General features: G+C 69.2%; 15 protein-coding genes. 7 read left to right on the top strand and 8 right to left on the bottom strand.

Annotated features, from left to right (window positions below; translation table 11 throughout):
• Positions 1-34 precede the first annotated feature (34 nt).
• The 7 genes from AC3A6X_RS06435 (at position 35) to AC3A6X_RS06405 (ending at position 10,635) form a co-directional block, all read left to right on the top strand.
• Positions 35-775: a MarR family transcriptional regulator gene (locus AC3A6X_RS06435; protein WP_487841386.1), complete on the top strand. Its 741-nt coding sequence runs from the start codon at positions 35-37 to the stop codon at positions 773-775.
• An 81-nt stretch (positions 776-856) separates the two neighbouring features.
• A complete protein-coding gene (locus AC3A6X_RS06430; RefSeq protein WP_487841385.1) occupies positions 857-2,332 on the top strand; it encodes an MFS transporter in 1,476 nt (491 codons plus the stop codon).
• Between the two features lie 136 nt (positions 2,333-2,468).
• The gene (locus tag AC3A6X_RS06425; RefSeq protein ID WP_487841384.1) at positions 2,469-4,175 is read left to right on the top strand and encodes a DUF1302 domain-containing protein; all 1,707 of its coding nucleotides are present in this window, start codon (positions 2,469-2,471) and stop codon (positions 4,173-4,175) included.
• A 22-nt stretch (positions 4,176-4,197) separates the two neighbouring features.
• Complete coding sequence (locus AC3A6X_RS06420) at positions 4,198-5,559, top strand: DUF1329 domain-containing protein (protein WP_487841383.1); 1,362 nt, start codon at positions 4,198-4,200, stop codon at positions 5,557-5,559.
• 54 nt (positions 5,560-5,613) lie between these two features.
• Positions 5,614-6,696 carry a YCF48-related protein gene (locus AC3A6X_RS06415; protein WP_487841382.1) on the top strand — a complete coding sequence of 361 codons (1,083 nt, stop codon included), beginning with the start codon at positions 5,614-5,616 and terminating at the stop codon, positions 6,694-6,696.
• A 7-nt stretch (positions 6,697-6,703) separates the two neighbouring features.
• The gene (locus tag AC3A6X_RS06410) at positions 6,704-9,139 is read left to right on the top strand and encodes an efflux RND transporter permease subunit (protein ID WP_487841381.1); all 2,436 of its coding nucleotides are present in this window, start codon (positions 6,704-6,706) and stop codon (positions 9,137-9,139) included.
• 56 nt (positions 9,140-9,195) lie between these two features.
• Positions 9,196-10,635: an MFS transporter gene (locus AC3A6X_RS06405; RefSeq protein ID WP_487841380.1), complete on the top strand. Its 1,440-nt coding sequence runs from the start codon at positions 9,196-9,198 to the stop codon at positions 10,633-10,635.
• A 77-nt stretch (positions 10,636-10,712) separates the two neighbouring features.
• Here AC3A6X_RS06405 and AC3A6X_RS06400 read toward each other — a convergent pair whose 3' ends face one another.
• The 8 genes from AC3A6X_RS06400 to AC3A6X_RS06365 form a co-directional block, all read right to left on the bottom strand.
• The gene (locus tag AC3A6X_RS06400) at positions 10,713-11,408 is read right to left on the bottom strand and encodes a nucleotidyl transferase AbiEii/AbiGii toxin family protein (RefSeq protein ID WP_487841379.1); all 696 of its coding nucleotides are present in this window, start codon (positions 11,406-11,408) and stop codon (positions 10,713-10,715) included.
• Positions 11,405-11,923: a helix-turn-helix transcriptional regulator gene (locus tag AC3A6X_RS06395; protein ID WP_487841378.1), complete on the bottom strand. Its 519-nt coding sequence runs from the start codon at positions 11,921-11,923 to the stop codon at positions 11,405-11,407. The genes AC3A6X_RS06400 and AC3A6X_RS06395 overlap by 4 nt, the downstream gene beginning before the upstream one ends.
• A gap of 92 nt (positions 11,924-12,015) precedes the next feature.
• Positions 12,016-12,810 (bottom strand): SDR family NAD(P)-dependent oxidoreductase, encoded by a 795-nt coding sequence (locus AC3A6X_RS06390; RefSeq protein ID WP_487841377.1) that lies wholly within the window; start codon positions 12,808-12,810, stop codon positions 12,016-12,018.
• Between the two features lie 24 nt (positions 12,811-12,834).
• Complete coding sequence (locus AC3A6X_RS06385; RefSeq protein ID WP_487841376.1) at positions 12,835-13,677, bottom strand: SDR family oxidoreductase; 843 nt, start codon at positions 13,675-13,677, stop codon at positions 12,835-12,837.
• A 5-nt stretch (positions 13,678-13,682) separates the two neighbouring features.
• A complete protein-coding gene (locus AC3A6X_RS06380; protein WP_487841375.1) occupies positions 13,683-14,489 on the bottom strand; it encodes a crotonase/enoyl-CoA hydratase family protein in 807 nt (268 codons plus the stop codon).
• On the bottom strand, positions 14,486-15,595 hold the full coding sequence (locus tag AC3A6X_RS06375) for an acyl-CoA dehydrogenase family protein (RefSeq protein WP_487841374.1): 1,110 nt from the start codon (positions 15,593-15,595) through the stop codon (positions 14,486-14,488). Before AC3A6X_RS06375 ends, AC3A6X_RS06380 begins: the two co-directional genes overlap by 4 nt.
• 7 nt (positions 15,596-15,602) lie before the next feature.
• Complete coding sequence (locus AC3A6X_RS06370) at positions 15,603-16,799, bottom strand: acyl-CoA dehydrogenase family protein (RefSeq protein ID WP_487841373.1); 1,197 nt, start codon at positions 16,797-16,799, stop codon at positions 15,603-15,605.
• Positions 16,796-17,620, bottom strand: a complete 825-nt coding sequence (locus AC3A6X_RS06365) for an enoyl-CoA hydratase (protein WP_487841372.1) — start codon at positions 17,618-17,620, stop codon at positions 16,796-16,798. The genes AC3A6X_RS06370 and AC3A6X_RS06365 overlap by 4 nt, the downstream gene beginning before the upstream one ends.
• Positions 17,621-17,623 lie beyond the last annotated feature (3 nt).

Genomic DNA, 17,623 nt, shown 5'->3' with positions numbered 1-17,623 from the left:
TATCGTGAACGATATCGACCCGCAGGCGTACCCGATGACCGAACCAAGCACCTGGAGCAAATCCTCATGGGCCGAGTTGCTGAAGGAGAAGCGCGCCGCGGCCGGATGGTCGCAGCGCGAGCTGGCGCAGCGTGCCGGCGTACACCAGCCGCAGATCGTTCGCGCCGAACGCGGCGAGGACCTGCAGCTGTCGGTGCTCGCGCGCATCGCGGCGCCGCTCGGCCTGGCGCCGGCGCTGGCCTGCATGGCGCCGGCGGCGAAGGACGACGATGTCGTGCAGCCCAACCTGGAGAGCTGGCGCCGTGCCTGGCCGGAGGTCGATCCGCAGGTGTTCGCCGTGCTGGCGCGCCTGTCGCGCCTTGGGGCGCACGTCGAGCGCAGCATCGCGTCGCTGGCCGCCGCGCAGGGACTGAACTCCGGCGAGGTGATGGTGTTGGGCGCGCTGCGGCGCATGGGGCCGCCGTTCGAGAGCACGCCCACCGGGCTGAAGGAGCGGCTGTGGATCTCGCTGCCGGGGCTGAAGAAGCGGCTCGACCGGCTGGTCGCGCGCGGGCTGGTGGAGCGGGTCCACAACCCGCTCGACCGGCGCGGGCAGATGGTGCGCATGACCGCGCTCGGTGACCAGGCGCTGGACCGCCTGATCGCTCACCCGGCGCCGGTCTTCAAGGCCGTGCGGGCGCTGCCGCACGACGAGCGCCGCGGGCTGTCGAACAGCCTGAGGCGCCTGCTGCAGGAGCTGGAGGGCGCTGTCGAAGGTCCTTTCGACGGGCTCTAGATCTTCCGATCCACCTGCGCTTGCGACGGATCGCAAGCGCAGGTGACAAGGGCCCCGGAGACGGGGCACCAGGAGACGTTCGTGAAACAAGATTCCCCCACGCCGGCCGAGAACCGGCGCTGGCTTCTGATCCTCGCCGTGCTGGTGTTCGCCGAGGTGAACAGCTCCTTCGAGGTCGGCATGATGTATGGCGCCCTGGCCACGCTGATGCGCGAATTCGGCGATCCGGTCGGCGTCGGCTGGCTGATCACGGCCTTCCTGCTCGTCGGCGCGGTGTCGGCGGGCCTGAGCTCGCGCCTGGGCGATCTGTACGGCCGGCGCAGGCTGCTGATCCTGACGCTGGTGTTCGCGCTGGCCGGCTCGCTCATCGGCGCCTTCGCCACCAGCCTGCCGTGGCTGATCGCCGGGCGCGCGGTGCAGGGCATGTCGGCGGCGCTGCTGCCGCTCACCATCGGGCTGGTGCGCGAGCATCTGCCGAAGGCGCGCGTGCCGGTGGGCATCGGCTGGGTGGCCGCGATGGCGAGCTTCACGGCCGGCGCGGGCATCCTGCTCGGGGGCTGGCTGGTCGACCATGCGGGCTGGCGCTGGATCTTCTGGTTCTCGGTCGGCCAGACGGCCCTGTCGATCGTGGCGGTGGCGGCGCTGCTGCCGCCCTCGGTGCGGCAGGCGGCGGTGGGGCGCCTCGACCTGCTCGGCGGCGTGCTCTTCGCGCCCGGCGTCGCGCTGCTGCTGTGGGCCGTCACGCGCATGAAGGGGAGCGGTCCGGCCGACCCGGTCACGCTCGGGCTGATCGCGACCGGCCTGCTGGCGATCGCGGCCTGGGTGCGTCACGAATGGCGCCACCCGCAGCCCATGATCGACGTGCGCCGCTTCGCCGAACGCCAGATCGGGCTGGCGATGGGGCTGATGGCGCTGTTCGGTCTCGGCACGGCGCAGCTGATGCTCGTGATCCTGCTGCTCGCGCAGCAGCCGGCGTGGACCGGCATCGGCCTCGGCCTCACGGCCACGCTGGCCGCAACGATCAAGGTGCCTGCCAGCCTCGCGGGCCTGTTCGGAGCGCCGTGGAGCGGGCATGTCGCGGCGCGGCATGGCGCGCGGCGCGCGGCGCTGGTTGGCAGCGTCGTGATCTGCGCCGGCTGGGTCGGCGTGCTGCTGCAGCACGATGCCGTGTGGCTGCTGGTCGCGGAGGCCTTCCTGATCACCCTCGGCGGATCGATCCTCTATGCGGCCATCCCCAACCTGATCGTCGAAGTCGCGCCCACGGATCGCACCAGCGAGATCAACGGCATGTCGCACGTCGTGCGCACCGTGGGCACCGCGATCGGCACGCAGCTCGCGACCCTGCTGCTCGCCAGCTCCACGGTGAGCGACGCGGCCCGGGGCCCCGGCACGCATCCGAGCCCGGCCGCCTATGCGCTCACGTTCGCCTTCGTCATCGCCTGTGCCGGCGCCGGCGTGCTGCTCGCCATTGCCTTGCCGCGCCGCAGCAGCGCGCGGGCGCCGTTGCCGGTGCCGTCGCAGGTGGCGGGCCACTCCGAGTCCACGGGTAATTACTGATAGACCTTGGTTGACGTTCCGGAGGGCCTGTGCAACCATATGAACACTGTTCGATTATTGGCATGACGCACTGACCACCAGTAAAGGCGTCGCGCCGGCCCCGCCAGATTCCCCTTCCTACAAAACTGGAGACTCGATGAGCAAAGAACGAGGGACTCGCCGCCGCGCTCCGCGCAGCGAACGCGCCTTGAAGGCAGCCTGCATCAGCGCGGCCGTGGCCATGGCCGCACCCGCGGCCGCCTTCAAGATCGACACCGGCTCGCCCGACCTGGAGCTCACGCTCGACACCACGCTGCGCTACAACGCCGCGAGGCGCACCGGCGAGCGTGACCTGCGGCTGGTCAACTCGCCGGCGGTGGACGAGGGCAACTGGCTGTTCGGCAAGAACGACACGACGCTGTCGCGCTTCGACATCTACTCCGAGTTCGACTTGAGCTACAAGAGGAACATGGGCTTGCGCCTCAGCGCGACAGGCTGGTACGACAATAACTTCCCTGACAGGAGCCGCAGCGACCCGCGCTTCGCGACCGTTCCGAACTATGCGCGCAACGAGTTCACCGGCTACATCGACCGCTACTACAAGGGCCCATCCGCCGAGTTCATGGATGCCTTCGCATGGACCAACCTCGACTTCGGCGGCACCTCGCTGAACCTGAAAGCCGGCCGCTTTGCCTGGCTGCCGGGCGAATTTCTGTTCGGCAACGGCGGCAGCGTGTCTTACTCGATGGCGCCCAACGACGGCCGCAAGTCGGACCTGAGCCCGGGCGCCTCGGCCAAGGAAACGGCGCTGCCGATCGGCCAGGTCGGCGCCACCTGGCAGCTCAACAACGCCTGGTCGTTGATGGGCCAGTACACGGGCGAATTCCGCTCGTCGCGCATTTCCGAAGGCGGCACCTTCTGGCAGGTCAACGACACCGCGCTCGAAGGCCCGCAATACATCTCCAACCCGGCCGTGTCGCGCGCCCCTTCCTTCAAGGGCGACAAGGGCGACATCGCGCTGGGCCTGAAGTGGTCGCCGGAAAAGCTCGAGGGCGATGCCCTTGGCCTGTGGCTGCGCCGCTTCGACGACAAGAATCCCAGCTGGCTGAGCCAGATCGCGGTCAATCCCAACGGCTCGCGCATCGGCCGCGCGGTCTATGCGAAGGACATCGAGCTGATCGGCCTGACCTACAACACGCTGATCGCCGGCTGGGGCACCGGCATCGAGCTGAACTACCGCCGCAAGATGCCGTTGAACGTGCGCAGCGGCTTCGCCTTCGGGACCTTCCCCGGCCTGGTCAGGGACCCCGGCATGGAAGGCCCGCGCGGCAACACGGTCCACTTCCTGATGAGCGCCGTTTCGACGATCAACAAGAACGCGCTCTTCGACTCAGGCTCGATCGCGCTGCAGTTCGACGCCATGCACCTGGACAAGATCACCAGCGGCGCCAGCCTCTACAACGGCCAGGGCGGCAACCCCGCCTGCACCGACAACCTGGTGCTGCGCGGCTGCTCGACGCGCAATGCCGCCAGCATCGCCCTGTCGTTCACGCCGACGTGGCAGCAGGTCTTCCCGAGCATCGACATCTCGACGCCGCTGTTCGTGACCTACGGCCTCTCGGGCAATGCCGCCGCCGTCAATGCCGGCGTCACGCCCAAGGGGTCGTGGCTGGTCCGCCCGGGCATTCGGGTCGAGTACCTGGCCGGCAAGTACAAGCACCAGTTCGACCTGGCCTACACCGCGCGCGGCGGCAAGACCGGCAACATCGTCACCGGCCCGGGCGCAGCGCCCTTCTTCGCCTCCGGCCTGGCGAACTTCCGCGATCGCAACTACCTGAGCTTCACCTACCAGACCGCGTTCTGAGCAGCACTTCGAAGGAATCGAGATGAACATTCGACGCATCGCAACCGCCGCGCTGTGCCTCGGCATCGGCGCGAGCTTCGTGCCCGCAGCCAACGCCGACGACGGCGATCGCCTGCCCTGGGGCGCCTTGAAGGCAGGCAACAAGGACGGCAGCATCGCCGCGTGGGACGGCGGCCTTCCGGCCAACACCAGCCCGCCCGGCTTCAAGAAGGACTCCGGCTTCTGGGCCGACCCTTATGCCGCCGACAAGCCGCTCTACACCGTGACCGCGGCCAACATGGCGCAGTACGCCGACAAGCTCTCCGAGGCGACGAAGGAGCTGCTGAAGCGCTACCCGACCTTCCGCATCGACGTCTACCCGACACGCAGGCCGGCCAACTACTCGGCCTGGTTTGTCGAGAACGCCCGCAAGAACGCTGCCGGCCGCTGCAAGGCGATCGAGGACGGCGAAGCGGTGACCGGCTGCTTCGGCGGCACGCCCTTCGCGGTCCCCAAGACCGGCCAGGAGGCGATGTGGAACATGATGCTGACGAACAAGGGTGCGTCGTCGTGGACCTACGGCCAGGCCTGGTACGTGGACGGGGGTGGCAACAAGGTCATGACGGGCGAGGTGAACAACCGCAACCAGAACGACTACTTCAACCAGAAGCTGACATCCGAGGAGTTCTACGCCCGGGGTGGCCAGTACTTCATGAACAACAACATCTACACCGCGCCGGCGCGGATCACCGGCGAGGGCAACCTGCAGCGCAAGTTCATCAATCCGGTGGCGCAGCCCGACAAGACCTGGGCCTACACGCCGGGCCAGCGCCGCGTGCGGCTGTCGCCGGATGCGAGCTACGACTTTCCGGTCGCGACGGCCGCCGGCGCGATGCTGTACGACGAGATCTACGCCTTCTCGGGCCGGCTCGACCGCTTCGACTGGAAGCTCGTCGGCACCAAGGAGCTGCTGATCCCCTACAACAACTACAAGTATCTGGCCGCCAAGCCTGACGACATCCTGATGAAGGGCCACCCGAACCCGGACGCGATGCGCTGGGAGCTGCACCGCGTTACCGTGGTCGACGCCACGCTCAAGCCCGGCGCGCGCCACGTGGCCGCCAAGCGCCGCTTTTACATGGACGAGGACATCCCCAACGCGGTGGTGATCGACGCCTGGGACGCCACCGGCAAGCTCTCGCGCGGCATCCTGAACCCGACGGTCTGGGGCTACGACAAGCAGGCGGTGGTGCAGGGCGGCACCTTCTACTTCGACTTCGGCACCGGGGCCTGGTACAACTCCTCGATCATCGGCGGGTACAAGGGCCTGTTCATGGACATCGACACGGTCGATGCCGACGCCTTCTACAGCCCCGAAGGCCTGGCACGCCGGACCCAGCGCTGAGTGCACGCGAGCGTGGCCCAGGGTGCATCGTTCTCCGCTCGCGCCATGCGGCACGTGAGCACCCTCGCGACGATCGCGGCCTGCCTGTGTGCGTCGGTCGTGGCCAGCGCGGCAGGCCCGTCCGCACCCGCCTTCGTCGATCCGCTCGATGCGCCCGCGCGCATGACGCCGCGCTCGCTGCGTGCGCCGGCCTTTGCACTGGCAGTGGTCGATGCCGAGCATGTCGTCGCCGTCGGCCCGCGCGGCCACATCCTGCGCTCCGCGGACCGCGGCAAGACCTGGGAGCAGCGCCCGTCGCCGGTCAGCACCGATCTGCTCGCCGTGCAGTTCCCGTCCCCCACGCAGGGCTGGGCGGTGGGCCATGACGGCGTGGTGCTGCACAGCACCGACGGCGGGCTGAACTGGCGCCGCGTGCTCGACGGGCGCAGCCTCGGGACGATGATGGTGTCGTACTACGAGAAGAAGGGCGCCGCCGCCGATCCCGCGCTCGCGCGGCCGCGCGACGACGCGAAGCGCATGGCCGAGGACGGGCCGACCCGGCCCTTTTTGGCGGTGCACTTTCGCGATGAGCGCGAGGGCTGGGTGGTCGGCCAGTTCAACCTGATCCTGCACACGGCCGATGGCGGCGCGACGTGGGAGCCGTGGCTCGACCGCACCGACAACCCCGACGGTTATTCGCTGCACGCCATCCGCCAGGCCGGCGACCAGGTGGTGATCGTCGGCGAGCTCGGCCTGGTCATGCGCCTGGACGCGGCGGCCGGGCGCTTCGTGCGCATCCAGACGCCGTATCCGGGCACCTGGTTCGGCATGGCGGCCTCGAAGGACGCGATCGTCGCGCTCGGCCTGCGCGGCACGGCCTGGCGCTCGACCGACGCCGGCGCGAACTGGAAGCCGCTGGCCACCGGCACCCATGCGGCCATCAACGGCGGCGTGCTCCTGCCCGATGGCCGGCTGGTGCTGGCAACGCAGGCGGGCGAGCTGCTGGTCGGCGCCGCGCTCGGCGACAGCTTCGTGCGGATGGCGCCGATGCCCGGGCTGGGCGCGGCTTTCGACGTGGTCTCGATGGAAGCCGACTGGCTGCTCGTCGCCGGCCCCTCGGGCGTACAGCGGCTGGCGATGGCGCCGGCGGCAAGGTGACACAGCGATGAACATCGGCAGCGACGAGACCTTCGAGGTCATCCCGGACCCCGCCCGCTTCGACCCGCGCTCCGGCAATGCGATCGAACGGCTCATCTTCAACCACCGCCGCGTGATCCTCGTCGCCTTCGCGCTGGTGTCGATCTTCCTCGGCTGGCATTCGATGCAGCTGAAGATCAACGCCAACTTCGAGCGCATGATCCCGCGCTCGCACCCGTACATCCAGAACTATCTCGACAACAAGACCGAGCTGCGCGGGCTGGGCAACCAGCTGCGGGTGGTGGTCGAGAACACACAGGGCGACATCTACGACGCCGGCTACCTGAAGTTCCTCGCGTCGGTCAACGATGCGCTCTACATCATGCCGGGCGTCGACCGGCCCTGGCTCAAGTCCCTGTGGACGCCGGTGCTGCGATGGGGCGAGGTGACCGAGGAGGGCATGCGCGGCGGCCCGGTGATGCCCGAGCGCTTCGACGGCTCGCCGGCCAAGCTCGACGAGCTCAAGGCCAACATCGCGCGCTCCGGCGCCGCCGGCCGCATCATCAGCGACGACCAGCGCTCTTCGATGATCGTCGTGCCACTGCTCGACCGCTATGCCGACAGCGGCGAGCCGATCGACTACCTGAAGCTGTCGCGCGCCCTCGAAGAACAGGTGCGCGCCAAGGGCACGGGCCAATTCCGCGTCTACATCGTCGGCTTCGGCAAGCTCGTCGGCGACCTGATCGAAGGCCTCGCAACGGTGATCTCCTACTTCGCGATCTCGGTCGCGATCGCGGCGCTGTTCGTCTTCCTCTACACCCGCTGCCTGCGCAGCACCGTCGTGCTGGTCGTCACCGCGGTGCTCGGCGTGATGTGGCTGATGGGGCTGCTGCAGATTCTTGGCTACGAGCTCGATCCGTACTCGATCCTGGTGCCCTTCCTCCTCTTCGCGATCGGCCTGTCGCACGGCGCGCAGAAGATGAACGGCATCATGCAGGACGTGGGCCGCGGCACGCACAAGTACGTCGCCGCGCGCTACACCTTCCGGCGGCTGTTCCTGGCCGGCTTGACGGCGCTCCTGACCAACGTGGTCGGCTTCATGGTGCTGATCATCATCGACATCCCGGTGATCCGCGACCTGGCGGTGATGACCAGCATCGGCGTCACCGGGCTGATCTTCACGAAGCTGGTGCTGATCCCCGTGCTGCTGTCGTACACCGGCGTCAGCCCCAAGGCCGCGCAGCGCTCGCTGAATGCCGACGCGGCCGAGCACGCCGGGCGCTCGGCGATGGGCCGCGTGTGGGGCGCGCTGGAGCGGCTGACCGAGCGGCGCTGGGCGCTGGTGGCCATCGCGGCGGCGGCGCTGCTCGGCGCCGGCGCTTTGAGCCTGCGCACGGGCCTGAAGATCGGCGACCTCGACGAAGGCGCGCCGGAGCTGCGCCGCGACTCGCGCTACAACCTCGACAACGCCTACATCGCGCGCCACTACGGCCTGTCGAGCGACCAGTTCGCCGTCATCGTGAAGACGCCGAAGAGCGCCTGCGACCGCTACGAGGGCCTGGTCGAGGCCGACCGCCTCGGCTGGGAGCTCGAGCATGTGCAGGGCGTGAAGGCGGTGACCTCCTTCGCCGAGCAGACCAAGCGCGGGGTCGCCGCTTCGAGCGAGGGCTACTTCAAGTGGAACACGCTGGCGCGCGACCCGCGCATCCTCGGCCCGGCGGCCAACCGCGTGATCCAGGACAACCCGGACGCGATGAACCCGAACTGCTCGCTGTTCGCGGTCACGGCGTACCTGAGCGACCACCGCGCCGACACGCTCGATCGCGTGCTGAAGGCCGTGGAGGGCTTCGCCGCCACGCACAGCCGGCCCGGGGCGGAGTTCCTGCCCGCGGCCGGGCCGGCCGGCATCGAGGCAGTGACCAACATCGTGGTGCGCAAGTCCTTCTACATCATGCACGTGGTGCTCTACATCGCCGTGACGCTGCTGTGCTTCATTACCTTCCGCTCCTGGCGCGCGGTGGTGGTGGCGCTGGTGCCGCTGTTGATCACGTCGATTCTTTGCGAGGCGATCATGGTCGTGATGGGCATCGGCGTGAAGGTCGCGACCTTGCCGGTCATCGCGCTCGGCGTGGGCGTCGGCGTCGACTATGCGCTGTACCTGTTGTCGGTGCAGCTCGCGGTGCAGCGCCGCGGCGGCAGCCTGCGCGAGGCCTACAAGCACTCGCTCGAATTCACCGGCAAGGTCGTGGCGCTGATCGGCGTGACGATGGCCGCCGGCGTCGTGACCTGGGCCTGGTCGCCGATCAAGTTCCAGGCCGACATGGGCATCCTGCTGACCTTCATGTTCCTGTGGAACATGATCGGCGCGCTGGTGCTGATTCCGGCGCTGTCGCACTTCCTGCTGCGCGATGTGAAGCAGCGCGGCGCGGCGGCTTCGCCCGCGGCAGTCGCGGCGCATGCATGAGCCGCCGGGCCGCTCCCAAGGCGAATAGCACCGTAGCCGAAGGCGAAGGTACTCCAGTGAGCCGACCTGCCGCGCTGCCCAGCGGCAGCCATCCGATCGTCGTCGCGCTGGTGTTCGCGGAGATCATCAGCTCCTTCGAGGTCAGCATGATCTACGCGGCCCTGCCGACGCTGATGCGCGACTTCGGCGATCCGGCCGGCGTGGGCTGGCTCATCACCGCCTACCTGCTGGTCGGCTCGGTCTCGGCGGGCCTGTCGTCGCGGCTGGGCGACCTGTTCGGGCGCAAGCGCCTGGTGCTCGCGATGCTGGCCTGCTCGGCGACCGGGTCGCTGATCAGCGCGCTGTCGAGCGAGCTGCCGGGCCTGATCTGCGGCCGTGCCTTGCAGGGCATGTCGGCGGCCTTGCTGCCGCTAGCCATCGGCATCGTGCGCGAGCGCTTGCGGGCCGAGCGGGTGCCGGTGGCCGTCGGCTGGCTCACCGCAATGGCCACCTTCAGCGCCGGCGCCGGGCTGCTGCTCGGCGGGCTGCTGGTCGACCATGCCGGCTGGCGCACGATGTTCTGGTTCGGCGCGGTGCACGGCGTCTTGGCGATGATGCTGGTCGCGCGCTGGGTGCCGGCATCGGTCGCCACCACTGCCGGCGCGCGGGTCGACTGGGTCGGCGGCATGCTCTACGCGCCGGCGGTCGCCGCGCTGCTGTGGGCCGTGTCGCGGCTGAAGGCGCATGGGCTGGGCGACGCCGCGACGTTCGCTGCGCTGGCCGGCGGCGCGGCGTTGCTGGCCGTGTGGTGGCGCCACGAGTGGCGGCACGCGCAGCCGATGATCGACGTGCGCCGCATCGCGACCCGCAAGGTCGGTCTGCCGATCGGCCTGATGTTTCTCTTCGGCCTCGGCACCTCGCAGACGATGCTGGTGCTGATGGCGCTCGCGCAGCAGCCGTCGTGGACCGGCATCGGCCTGGGCCTGAGCGCGACGCTGGCCGGCCTGCTGAAGCTCCCGTCCAACTTCATGGGCCTGTTCGGCGCGCCCTGGGGCGGCCACCTCGCAGCGCGGCATGGCGCCCGCACTGCGGCGCGGCTCGCCACCCTCATGATCCTGGCCGGCTGGATCGGCCTGACCGCGCTCCACTCGAGCGCCTGGATGCTGGTGGGGTGGGTGATGCTGGCCTCGCTGGGCGGGGCGATGCTGATGTCGGCGGTGCCGAACCTGCTGGTGGAGGTGGTGCCCGCCGAGCGCACCAGCGAGTTCGTCGGCCTGGCGCAGGTGGTGCGCACGCTCGGTACCGCGATCGGCACGCAGGCGGCCAGCGTGCTGCTGGCGCTGACGGTCGTGCGTGGCGGGGAGCAGCCGAATGCGGTTTATCCGAGTGCCGATGCCTATCTGTGGACGATGGCCGCCATTACAGGTGTGTGCGTGCTGTGCGGGCTGGTCGCGTGGGTGCTGCCGCGGCGGCCGGCGCGGTCAGTGGATGCGGACGGGCAGGCTTTGATGGCGTAGTGGAGGCGCGGTCGACGCAGCGGCGGACTGAGGACACCGGACCTTCGAGGTGCACACAACGCGCACACCCGACCCGCTTACCGTGGGCGGCCCTTGCCGGAAACGACCTCTTCTTCGACAGGCACAAGTGGCTCGAGGATCGCATGCGCAAGTGCGAGGCATTCCCAGAAGGACTTGCGAAACGAGCGGGCTTCGATCAGCTCGAACTCGATTTCTGCGGTCTCTGCCCTGGCGTCCAATCGCTGGAGAAATAATGCCGCGTGCCGTCCCATGTGCGGAAGAGCGGCATCGATGGCCTCGGGCTCGAACGTGGCCACGGCGCAAAGGTCGAAAAGATCACGGACCTTGGCCAGGTCGCCGCGGTGCCACATCTTCTTTGCGAGGATCTCGGCCGAGGTCTCGACGCGTATCGGACGCCCTTCGTAGTCGACGAGTTCGAAGTGCGGCACCGTCAGCGGCGTGCCGACCACAACATCGATCTCCCCTGCCGGGAGCTGCAGTTTGATGAACTGGGCGTTCTCCTCGTAGTCAGCCGTGAGATCCTCGGCAGGCCCGCCGAGGCGCGGATTCACATAGCCAAGGCACTGCGGGTCTGGGACGAACAGGTCGATATCCTTGCTGAACCGGTGATCGAAGCGAAGCATGAGTGCGGTACCGCCGCCGAAGGTCCACGGCGGTGCGACGGTGACCCGCTCCAGGTGCGTCATCAGGTCCAGGGCCTGCGGCCAAAGCTTGCGCCATGGGCCCTCGCGAGTGAAATCGACGGCCGTCATTGCCACACTGTCCTGAAGCACTGCAGTTCATGCGCCAGGCGACGCATCTGGCTCCAGACATGCGAACGCTCGATCCCTTTGTCGGCGTGAAGCTCGTCTACCACTTTCGCAAGCAGCGACATGGGTGCTTCGTCGAGCAGGACCTGCAGATGGGGCCGAACCGGGCGCGGTGCGATGCCGGTGAGGAGTGCCGCCTCGAGCTGCCTTGCCGACATGACGGGCTGATAACTCACGCTGGCCGTTGAAGCCGCGCGCTCCAGCGCCGACCTGCTCGGCGGAGCCTTCCGGGGGGAGGGCGCGCGCGCCGTCCCGCTTGTCGCAACCTTCATCGACAGGCCGATGGACTCCAGGAGGGCCTCCGCTTTCGTGATGCTGAGGTTGCCGATCGACTGCTTCTCCACGGCGTTGATGGTGGAGCGCGAAAGCCCGCTCACTTGCGCGAGGGCCTCCTGGGTGAGCCCCATTTCGGTCCGGCGTGCGCGGACCGCGTTCCCGATTTCGTGAAGGGTGGACATGCCGCCATTGTGCAAGCGACGGGGGCGGATGTGCAATATATTCGACATGCCGTCCGCCTCGATGGGCTGCCGGAAGGCGCCCTGGGACGTTTCTAACTCACCTGAAAACCCCCATCCACCGCCAGCAACTGCCCCGTGATCAGCCGCGAAGCCGGGCTCGCGAAGAACAGTGCCGCCATCGCGATGTCTTCCGGATCGCCCATCTTGCCGAGCGGGATGCGCCCCGGCCCCAGGATCGGCCCTTTCATGTCGACGCCATCGGTACTGGCCGCCTTGGCCCCGGGTGTCAGCGTACCGCCGGGCAGCACGGCATTCACGCGGATGCCGTCGGCGGCGAACTCCAGCGCGGTGGTCTTGGTCAGGCTGTTCACGCCGGCCTTCGACGCGTTGTAGGTGGCGTTGTGATAGACCACCGCCTGCATCGACGACACCGACGAGATGTTGACGATCGCGCCACCGTTCCCCTGCGCCTGCATGCGCCGGATCGCCTCGCGCAGGCACAGGAAAGTGCCGCGCAGGTTCACCGCGTGCAGCTTGTCCCAGAACGCGGCGTCGACCTCGAGGAAGGGCTTCTTCGGAAAGATCCCCGCGTTGTTGACCAGCACGTCGAGGCTGCCGAACTCGGCGATCGCACGGTCGAGCATGGCCGCGACCTGCGTGTCCTGCGACACGTCGGCCGTCGCCGAGATGGCCTGGCCGCCGGCCGCGCGGATGCCGGCCGCGGTGGTTTCGGCGCCGTCGGCGTGGATGTCGGCCGCGACGACCTTGGCGCCGGCACGCGCAAACAGCTCGGCGATCGCCTGGCCGATGCCGCTGCCGGCACCGGTGACGACGGCGGTCTTGCCGGCCAGGCTCAGCGGGCCTGCGGCGAGGGTGGAGTCAGACATGGTGTTTCCTTTTCTGGCCAGGGTTCATTTCTTGCGCATCGCGTCCCATTGCGCGTCGTTCCAGTCCTGCATCGCGCGGAAGGTCGGGCCACCGGCGCCCTGCATCCAGCGCCCGCCGTCCATCACGATCAGGTCGCCGGTCATGTAGCCCGAGCCATCGGCCGCGAGGTAGGCATACAGGTCGCACAGTTCGCGGTGCTCGCCGAGACGCCGAAGCGGCACGCCGCGCTCCTGCGCCTCGACCTGGCTGCCGGGCGGAAAGAGCTGCTCCCAGGCGCCCGGCGTCGGGAACAATCCCGGCGCCACGCAGTTCAGCCGGATGCCCTTGGGGCCCCATTCGACCGCGAGGCTGCGCGTCATCGCGAGCACGCCGGCCTTGGCCGCCGCGGACGGCGCCGTGAAGGCCTGGCCGGTGATCACCGGCGCCGACACGGTGCTGATCACGTTGCCCGGCCGGCCTGCCTCGATCCACCGCCGGCCCGCCGCGATCGCACAGTAGAAGCTGCCGTGCAGCACGATGTTCAGCACCGCGTCGACGGCGCGTGCCGAGAGCTTGTCGGTGCGCGCGATGAAGTTGGCCGCGGCGTTGTTGACCAGCACGTCGAGCGGGCCGGTCTGCCAGAGGCGCTCCATCATCGCCTCGACCTGCGCGGCGTCGCGCACGTCGCAGGTGAGCGTGTCCACGCGCGCACCGGGCAGCTCGGCGCGGAACTCGTCGGCGGTGGCGTCGAGCACGGCAAGCCGCCGGCCGCAGATCACGAGGTGCGCACCGAGTTCGAGATAGCGCCGCCCGATGCTCTTGCCGAGCCCGGTGCCGCCGCCGGTGACGAGGATCTTCTTGCCCGCGAGCAGGTCTTGGCGAAACATGGCCCTCACCTGCCGACGAACTTCGCCGTGCGCTTCTCGGCGAAGGACTTGCGGCCCTCGGCGGCGTCCTCGGTGCCGTACAGGAAGGTGTTCTTGGCGGTGGCATGCGTCGCCGCGTGCATCCAGCCCTGCCCGAGCGCCAGGCGCGCGTTCTCGATCGTGCCCTGCACCGCGAGTGGCGCCTGCTCGGCCACGCGCTGCGCGTAGGCGAGGGCGCGCTCGAACTGCTCGCCGGCGGGCACGACCTCCTGCACCAGGCCGAGCCGCAGCGCCTCGGCGCTGTCGAACTCGTCGCCGGTCAGGAGCCACTTCATCGCGTTGCCCCAGCCGGCGCGTTCGATGAAGCGGAAGGAGCCGCCGTAGCCGGGCATGATGCCGCGCTTCACCTCGAGCTGCGAGAAGCGGCAGTTGTCGGCGGCGAACACGACGTCGGCCGCCAGCATCAGCTCGATCGCGATGGTGTAGCAGATGCCCTGCATCGCGGCGACCACCGGCTTCGTGCGATAGGGCTCGCGCAGCTGGCCCGGATCGACCAGGTTCAGCGGCACGTAGGGCGAGCCGGCCTTGCGGTACTCGGCCATCAGCGGCAGGTCGACGCCGCCGCTGAAATGATCGCCCTTGGCATACAGCAGGCCGACGAACAGGTCCGGCGCGTTCTCCAGCAGCGTGAAGGCCTCGCCGAGCTCGCGGAACATGCGCGGCGTGAAGCCGTTGCGCTTCTCGACGCGGTCCACGCCCATCAGCAGGATCGGCCCGCGCCGCTCCACGACGATGCGGCCCTCGGGGTGGCGTTCGGTGGTGGTTTCAGTCACAGCAGTTCTCCATAGCGTTCGACGTGGTGTTCCGAGTTGCCCCAGGTCATGTCGATCGCGGTCAATCGTTTGAAATAGTGGCCCGAGGCCAGCTCGTCGGTCATGCCCATGCCGCCATGGAGCTGCGTCGCCTGCTGGCCGACGTAGCGCCCGGAACGTCCGGCCATCGCCTTGGCCGCCGAAGCGGCGCGGCGACGCAGGGCGCGGTCCGTCGACTCGACGTGCGCCGCGGCCATCAGCGCCAGCGCGCGCGCCTGCTCGACGGCGATGCGCATGTCCGCGGCGCGATGCTGCAGCGCCTGGAAGCTGCCGATCGGCACGCCGAACTGCTTGCGCGTCGAGAGGTGCTCGCAGCTCAGCTCGGTGAGCTTCGCCATCGCGCCGACGGCTTCGGCGGCAAGGGCGGCCAGGCCCTGGTCGGTCGCCCAGTCGGCCAGCTCCAGGCCCTGGCCGGGCTCGCCGATCACGCAGGCGTCATCGACGACGACGCCTTCGAACCGGATCTCGGCGGCGCGCTGGCCGTCGAGGGTCGCGTAGCCGTCGATCGCGACGCCGGGCGACCTGGCGTCGACCAGCATCAACGCCACGCCGTGGCCCGTGTCGGCGGTGACGATCAGCCAGTCGGCGCTGTCGCCATGCGGCACCACGGCCTTCGCGCCGCCGAGCTGCCACCCGCCGTCGCGGCGCACCGCGTGGGTCTGCACGTTCTCCAGGTCATAGCGCGCTTGCGGCTCCAACGCAGCGAGCGCGAAGCGCAGCCGGCCCTCGGCGATCGGCCCGAGAAAGCGGTCCTTCTGCGCTTCGCTGCCGAAGGTGGCGAGCAGGCGCGGCGCGATCACGGCGCTGGCGACGTAGGGCTCGATCACCAGGCCGCGGCCGAGGCCTTCCATCACGATCAGGGTCTCGACCGCGCCGGCGCCGATGCCACCGTGCGCCTCGGGCACGTTCAGCGCGAACAGGCCGAGCTCGGCCATCTGCCGCGCCAGCGCATCGCTCGGGCCTTCGGCCAGGCGCTTGCGGCGTGCCTCGAACTCGTACTCGTTCTGCACGAAGCGCGCCATCGTGTCGGCGAGCATCTGCTGCTCTTCGTTCAGCGTGAAGTCCATGGTGGGGCTAGAGCGGGATGAGGGATTTGCCGATCAGCCCACGCTGGATCTCGTTGGTGCCGCCGTAGATGGCGACCTTGCGCAGGTCGAGGTACTGGCCGGCGAGGGCGTTGAGTTCCGCACCGGCCGGCGTCGGCCCGTCGTAGCCGAATTCGAGCGCAGCCTCGACCAGCGGCACCGCGTAGGGGCCCGCGCATTCCATCAGCAGCTCGCCAAGCTCGCCCTGGATCTCCGAGCCGCGCACCTTCAGCATCGACGGCTCCGCGCCCAGGCCCAGGCCGGCGCGTTCGAGCGAGATGAGCCGCGCCAGCGCCCATTCGTGCGCCAGCACGTCGATCTCGATCCTGGCGAGCTGGTCGCGAAAGCGCGGATCCTCGATCAGCGGCCGGCCGTGCCGGGCCTGCGTGCGCGCCAGCTCCTTCAGCCGGCGCAGCAGCCGCTTGCACATGCCGAGTCCCGCAATGGCGGTGCGCTCGTGGCCGAGCAGGTACTTCGCGATCGCCCAGCCTTCGTTCTCGGCACCGACGCGGTTCTCCACCGGCACGCGCACGCCGTCGAGGAAGACTTCGTTCACGTCGTGGCCGCCGTCCAGCGTGCGGATCGGGCGCACCGTGATGCCGGGCGTGTCCATCGGGATCAGCAGCAGCGAGATGCCGCGCTGCGGCTTCGCGTCGGCCGAGGTGCGCACCAGCGCGAACATCCAGTTGGCCCATTGCGCGAAGGAGGTCCAGGTCTTCTGGCCGTTCACCACGTAGTGCTCGCCGTCGCGCTCGGCTCGGGTCTTCAGCGAGGCGAGGTCGGAGCCGGCGCCCGGCTCCGAATAGCCCTGGCACCACCAGTCCTCCATCGCCACGATGCGCGGCAGGAAGCGCGCCTTCTGCGCATCGCTGCCGAACTTCATCAGCACCGGCCCGATCATCGCGAGGCCGAAGGGCATCTGGCGCGGTGCGCCGGCGGTGAAGCATTCCTCGTCGAAGATGTTGCGCTGCACGGCGTTCCAGCCGCAGCCGCCGTGCTCGACCGGCCAGCCGGGCGCGCCCCAGCCGCGGCCCGCGAGGATGCGCTGCCAGCGCACGTAGTCCTCGCGCGGCACGCGCAGAAAGCCCAGCACCTTCTGTCGGATGTCCTCGGGCAGCTGGGTGGCGACGAAGTCCCGCACCTCCGCCCGGAAGGCTGCGTCTTCAGGCGATTCGTGAAGATTCATCGTCCCTTGAAGCGCGGCTTGCGCTTTTCCTTGAATGCGAGCTTGCCTTCCTCGAAGTCCTCGCTGAGGTTGGTCTGCATCATGTCGGCGCTGTCGGCCATCAGCGCTTCGTGCAGGGTCTGGAACGGCAGCTCCCAGAGCTGGCGCTTGATCATCCGCAGCGACAGCGGGGAGCACGACTCGGCCAGCTCCCGTGCATACGCATAGGTCGCTTCGGCGAGCTCCTCGCGCGGGTGGATGCGGTGTACGAGCCCGAGGCGCAGCGCTTCCTCGCCGCGCACCTTGCGCGCCGACAGCAGCAGCTCGAGCGCGTTGGCGTGGCCGACGGCGTTGCGCAGGGCCCAGGCCATGCCGTATTCGGACGCCAGGCCAAGGCGCGCGAAGGCGGTGGTCAGCACTGCATCGTCGGCCGCGAAGCGCATGTCGGCATAGAGCGCATGCACCAGACCCAGGCCGGCAGTGGCGCCGTTGAGCATCGCGATGATCGGCTTGCCGATCGCGGGGAAGTAGGCGGCGCGGCTTTGGTAGTCCGGGCGGCGGCTGAAGTCGTAGGCACGCGGCAGCTTGTGCAGCAGCGAGCGCGGGAAGGCGCCGTCGTCGCCGGCCGACTTGAAGCCGGTGACGTCGCCGCCGGCGCAGAAGGCGCGGCCGGCGCCGGTCAGCACGATCACGCGCACCGCGTCGTCGCTCCCGGCCGCATGCATCGCCTGCCAGACCTCCTCGGCCATCACGTCGGTCCAGGCGTTCAGCGCCTCGGGGCGGTTCAGCGTGAGGGTGGCGATCGCGTCGCGCACCTCGTACAGGATCTGTTCGCAGGCCATGGC

This window comes from Variovorax sp. Soil_C_12 (assembly GCF_057657375.1).
This window is presented reverse-complemented; position numbering and strand designations above follow the sequence as displayed.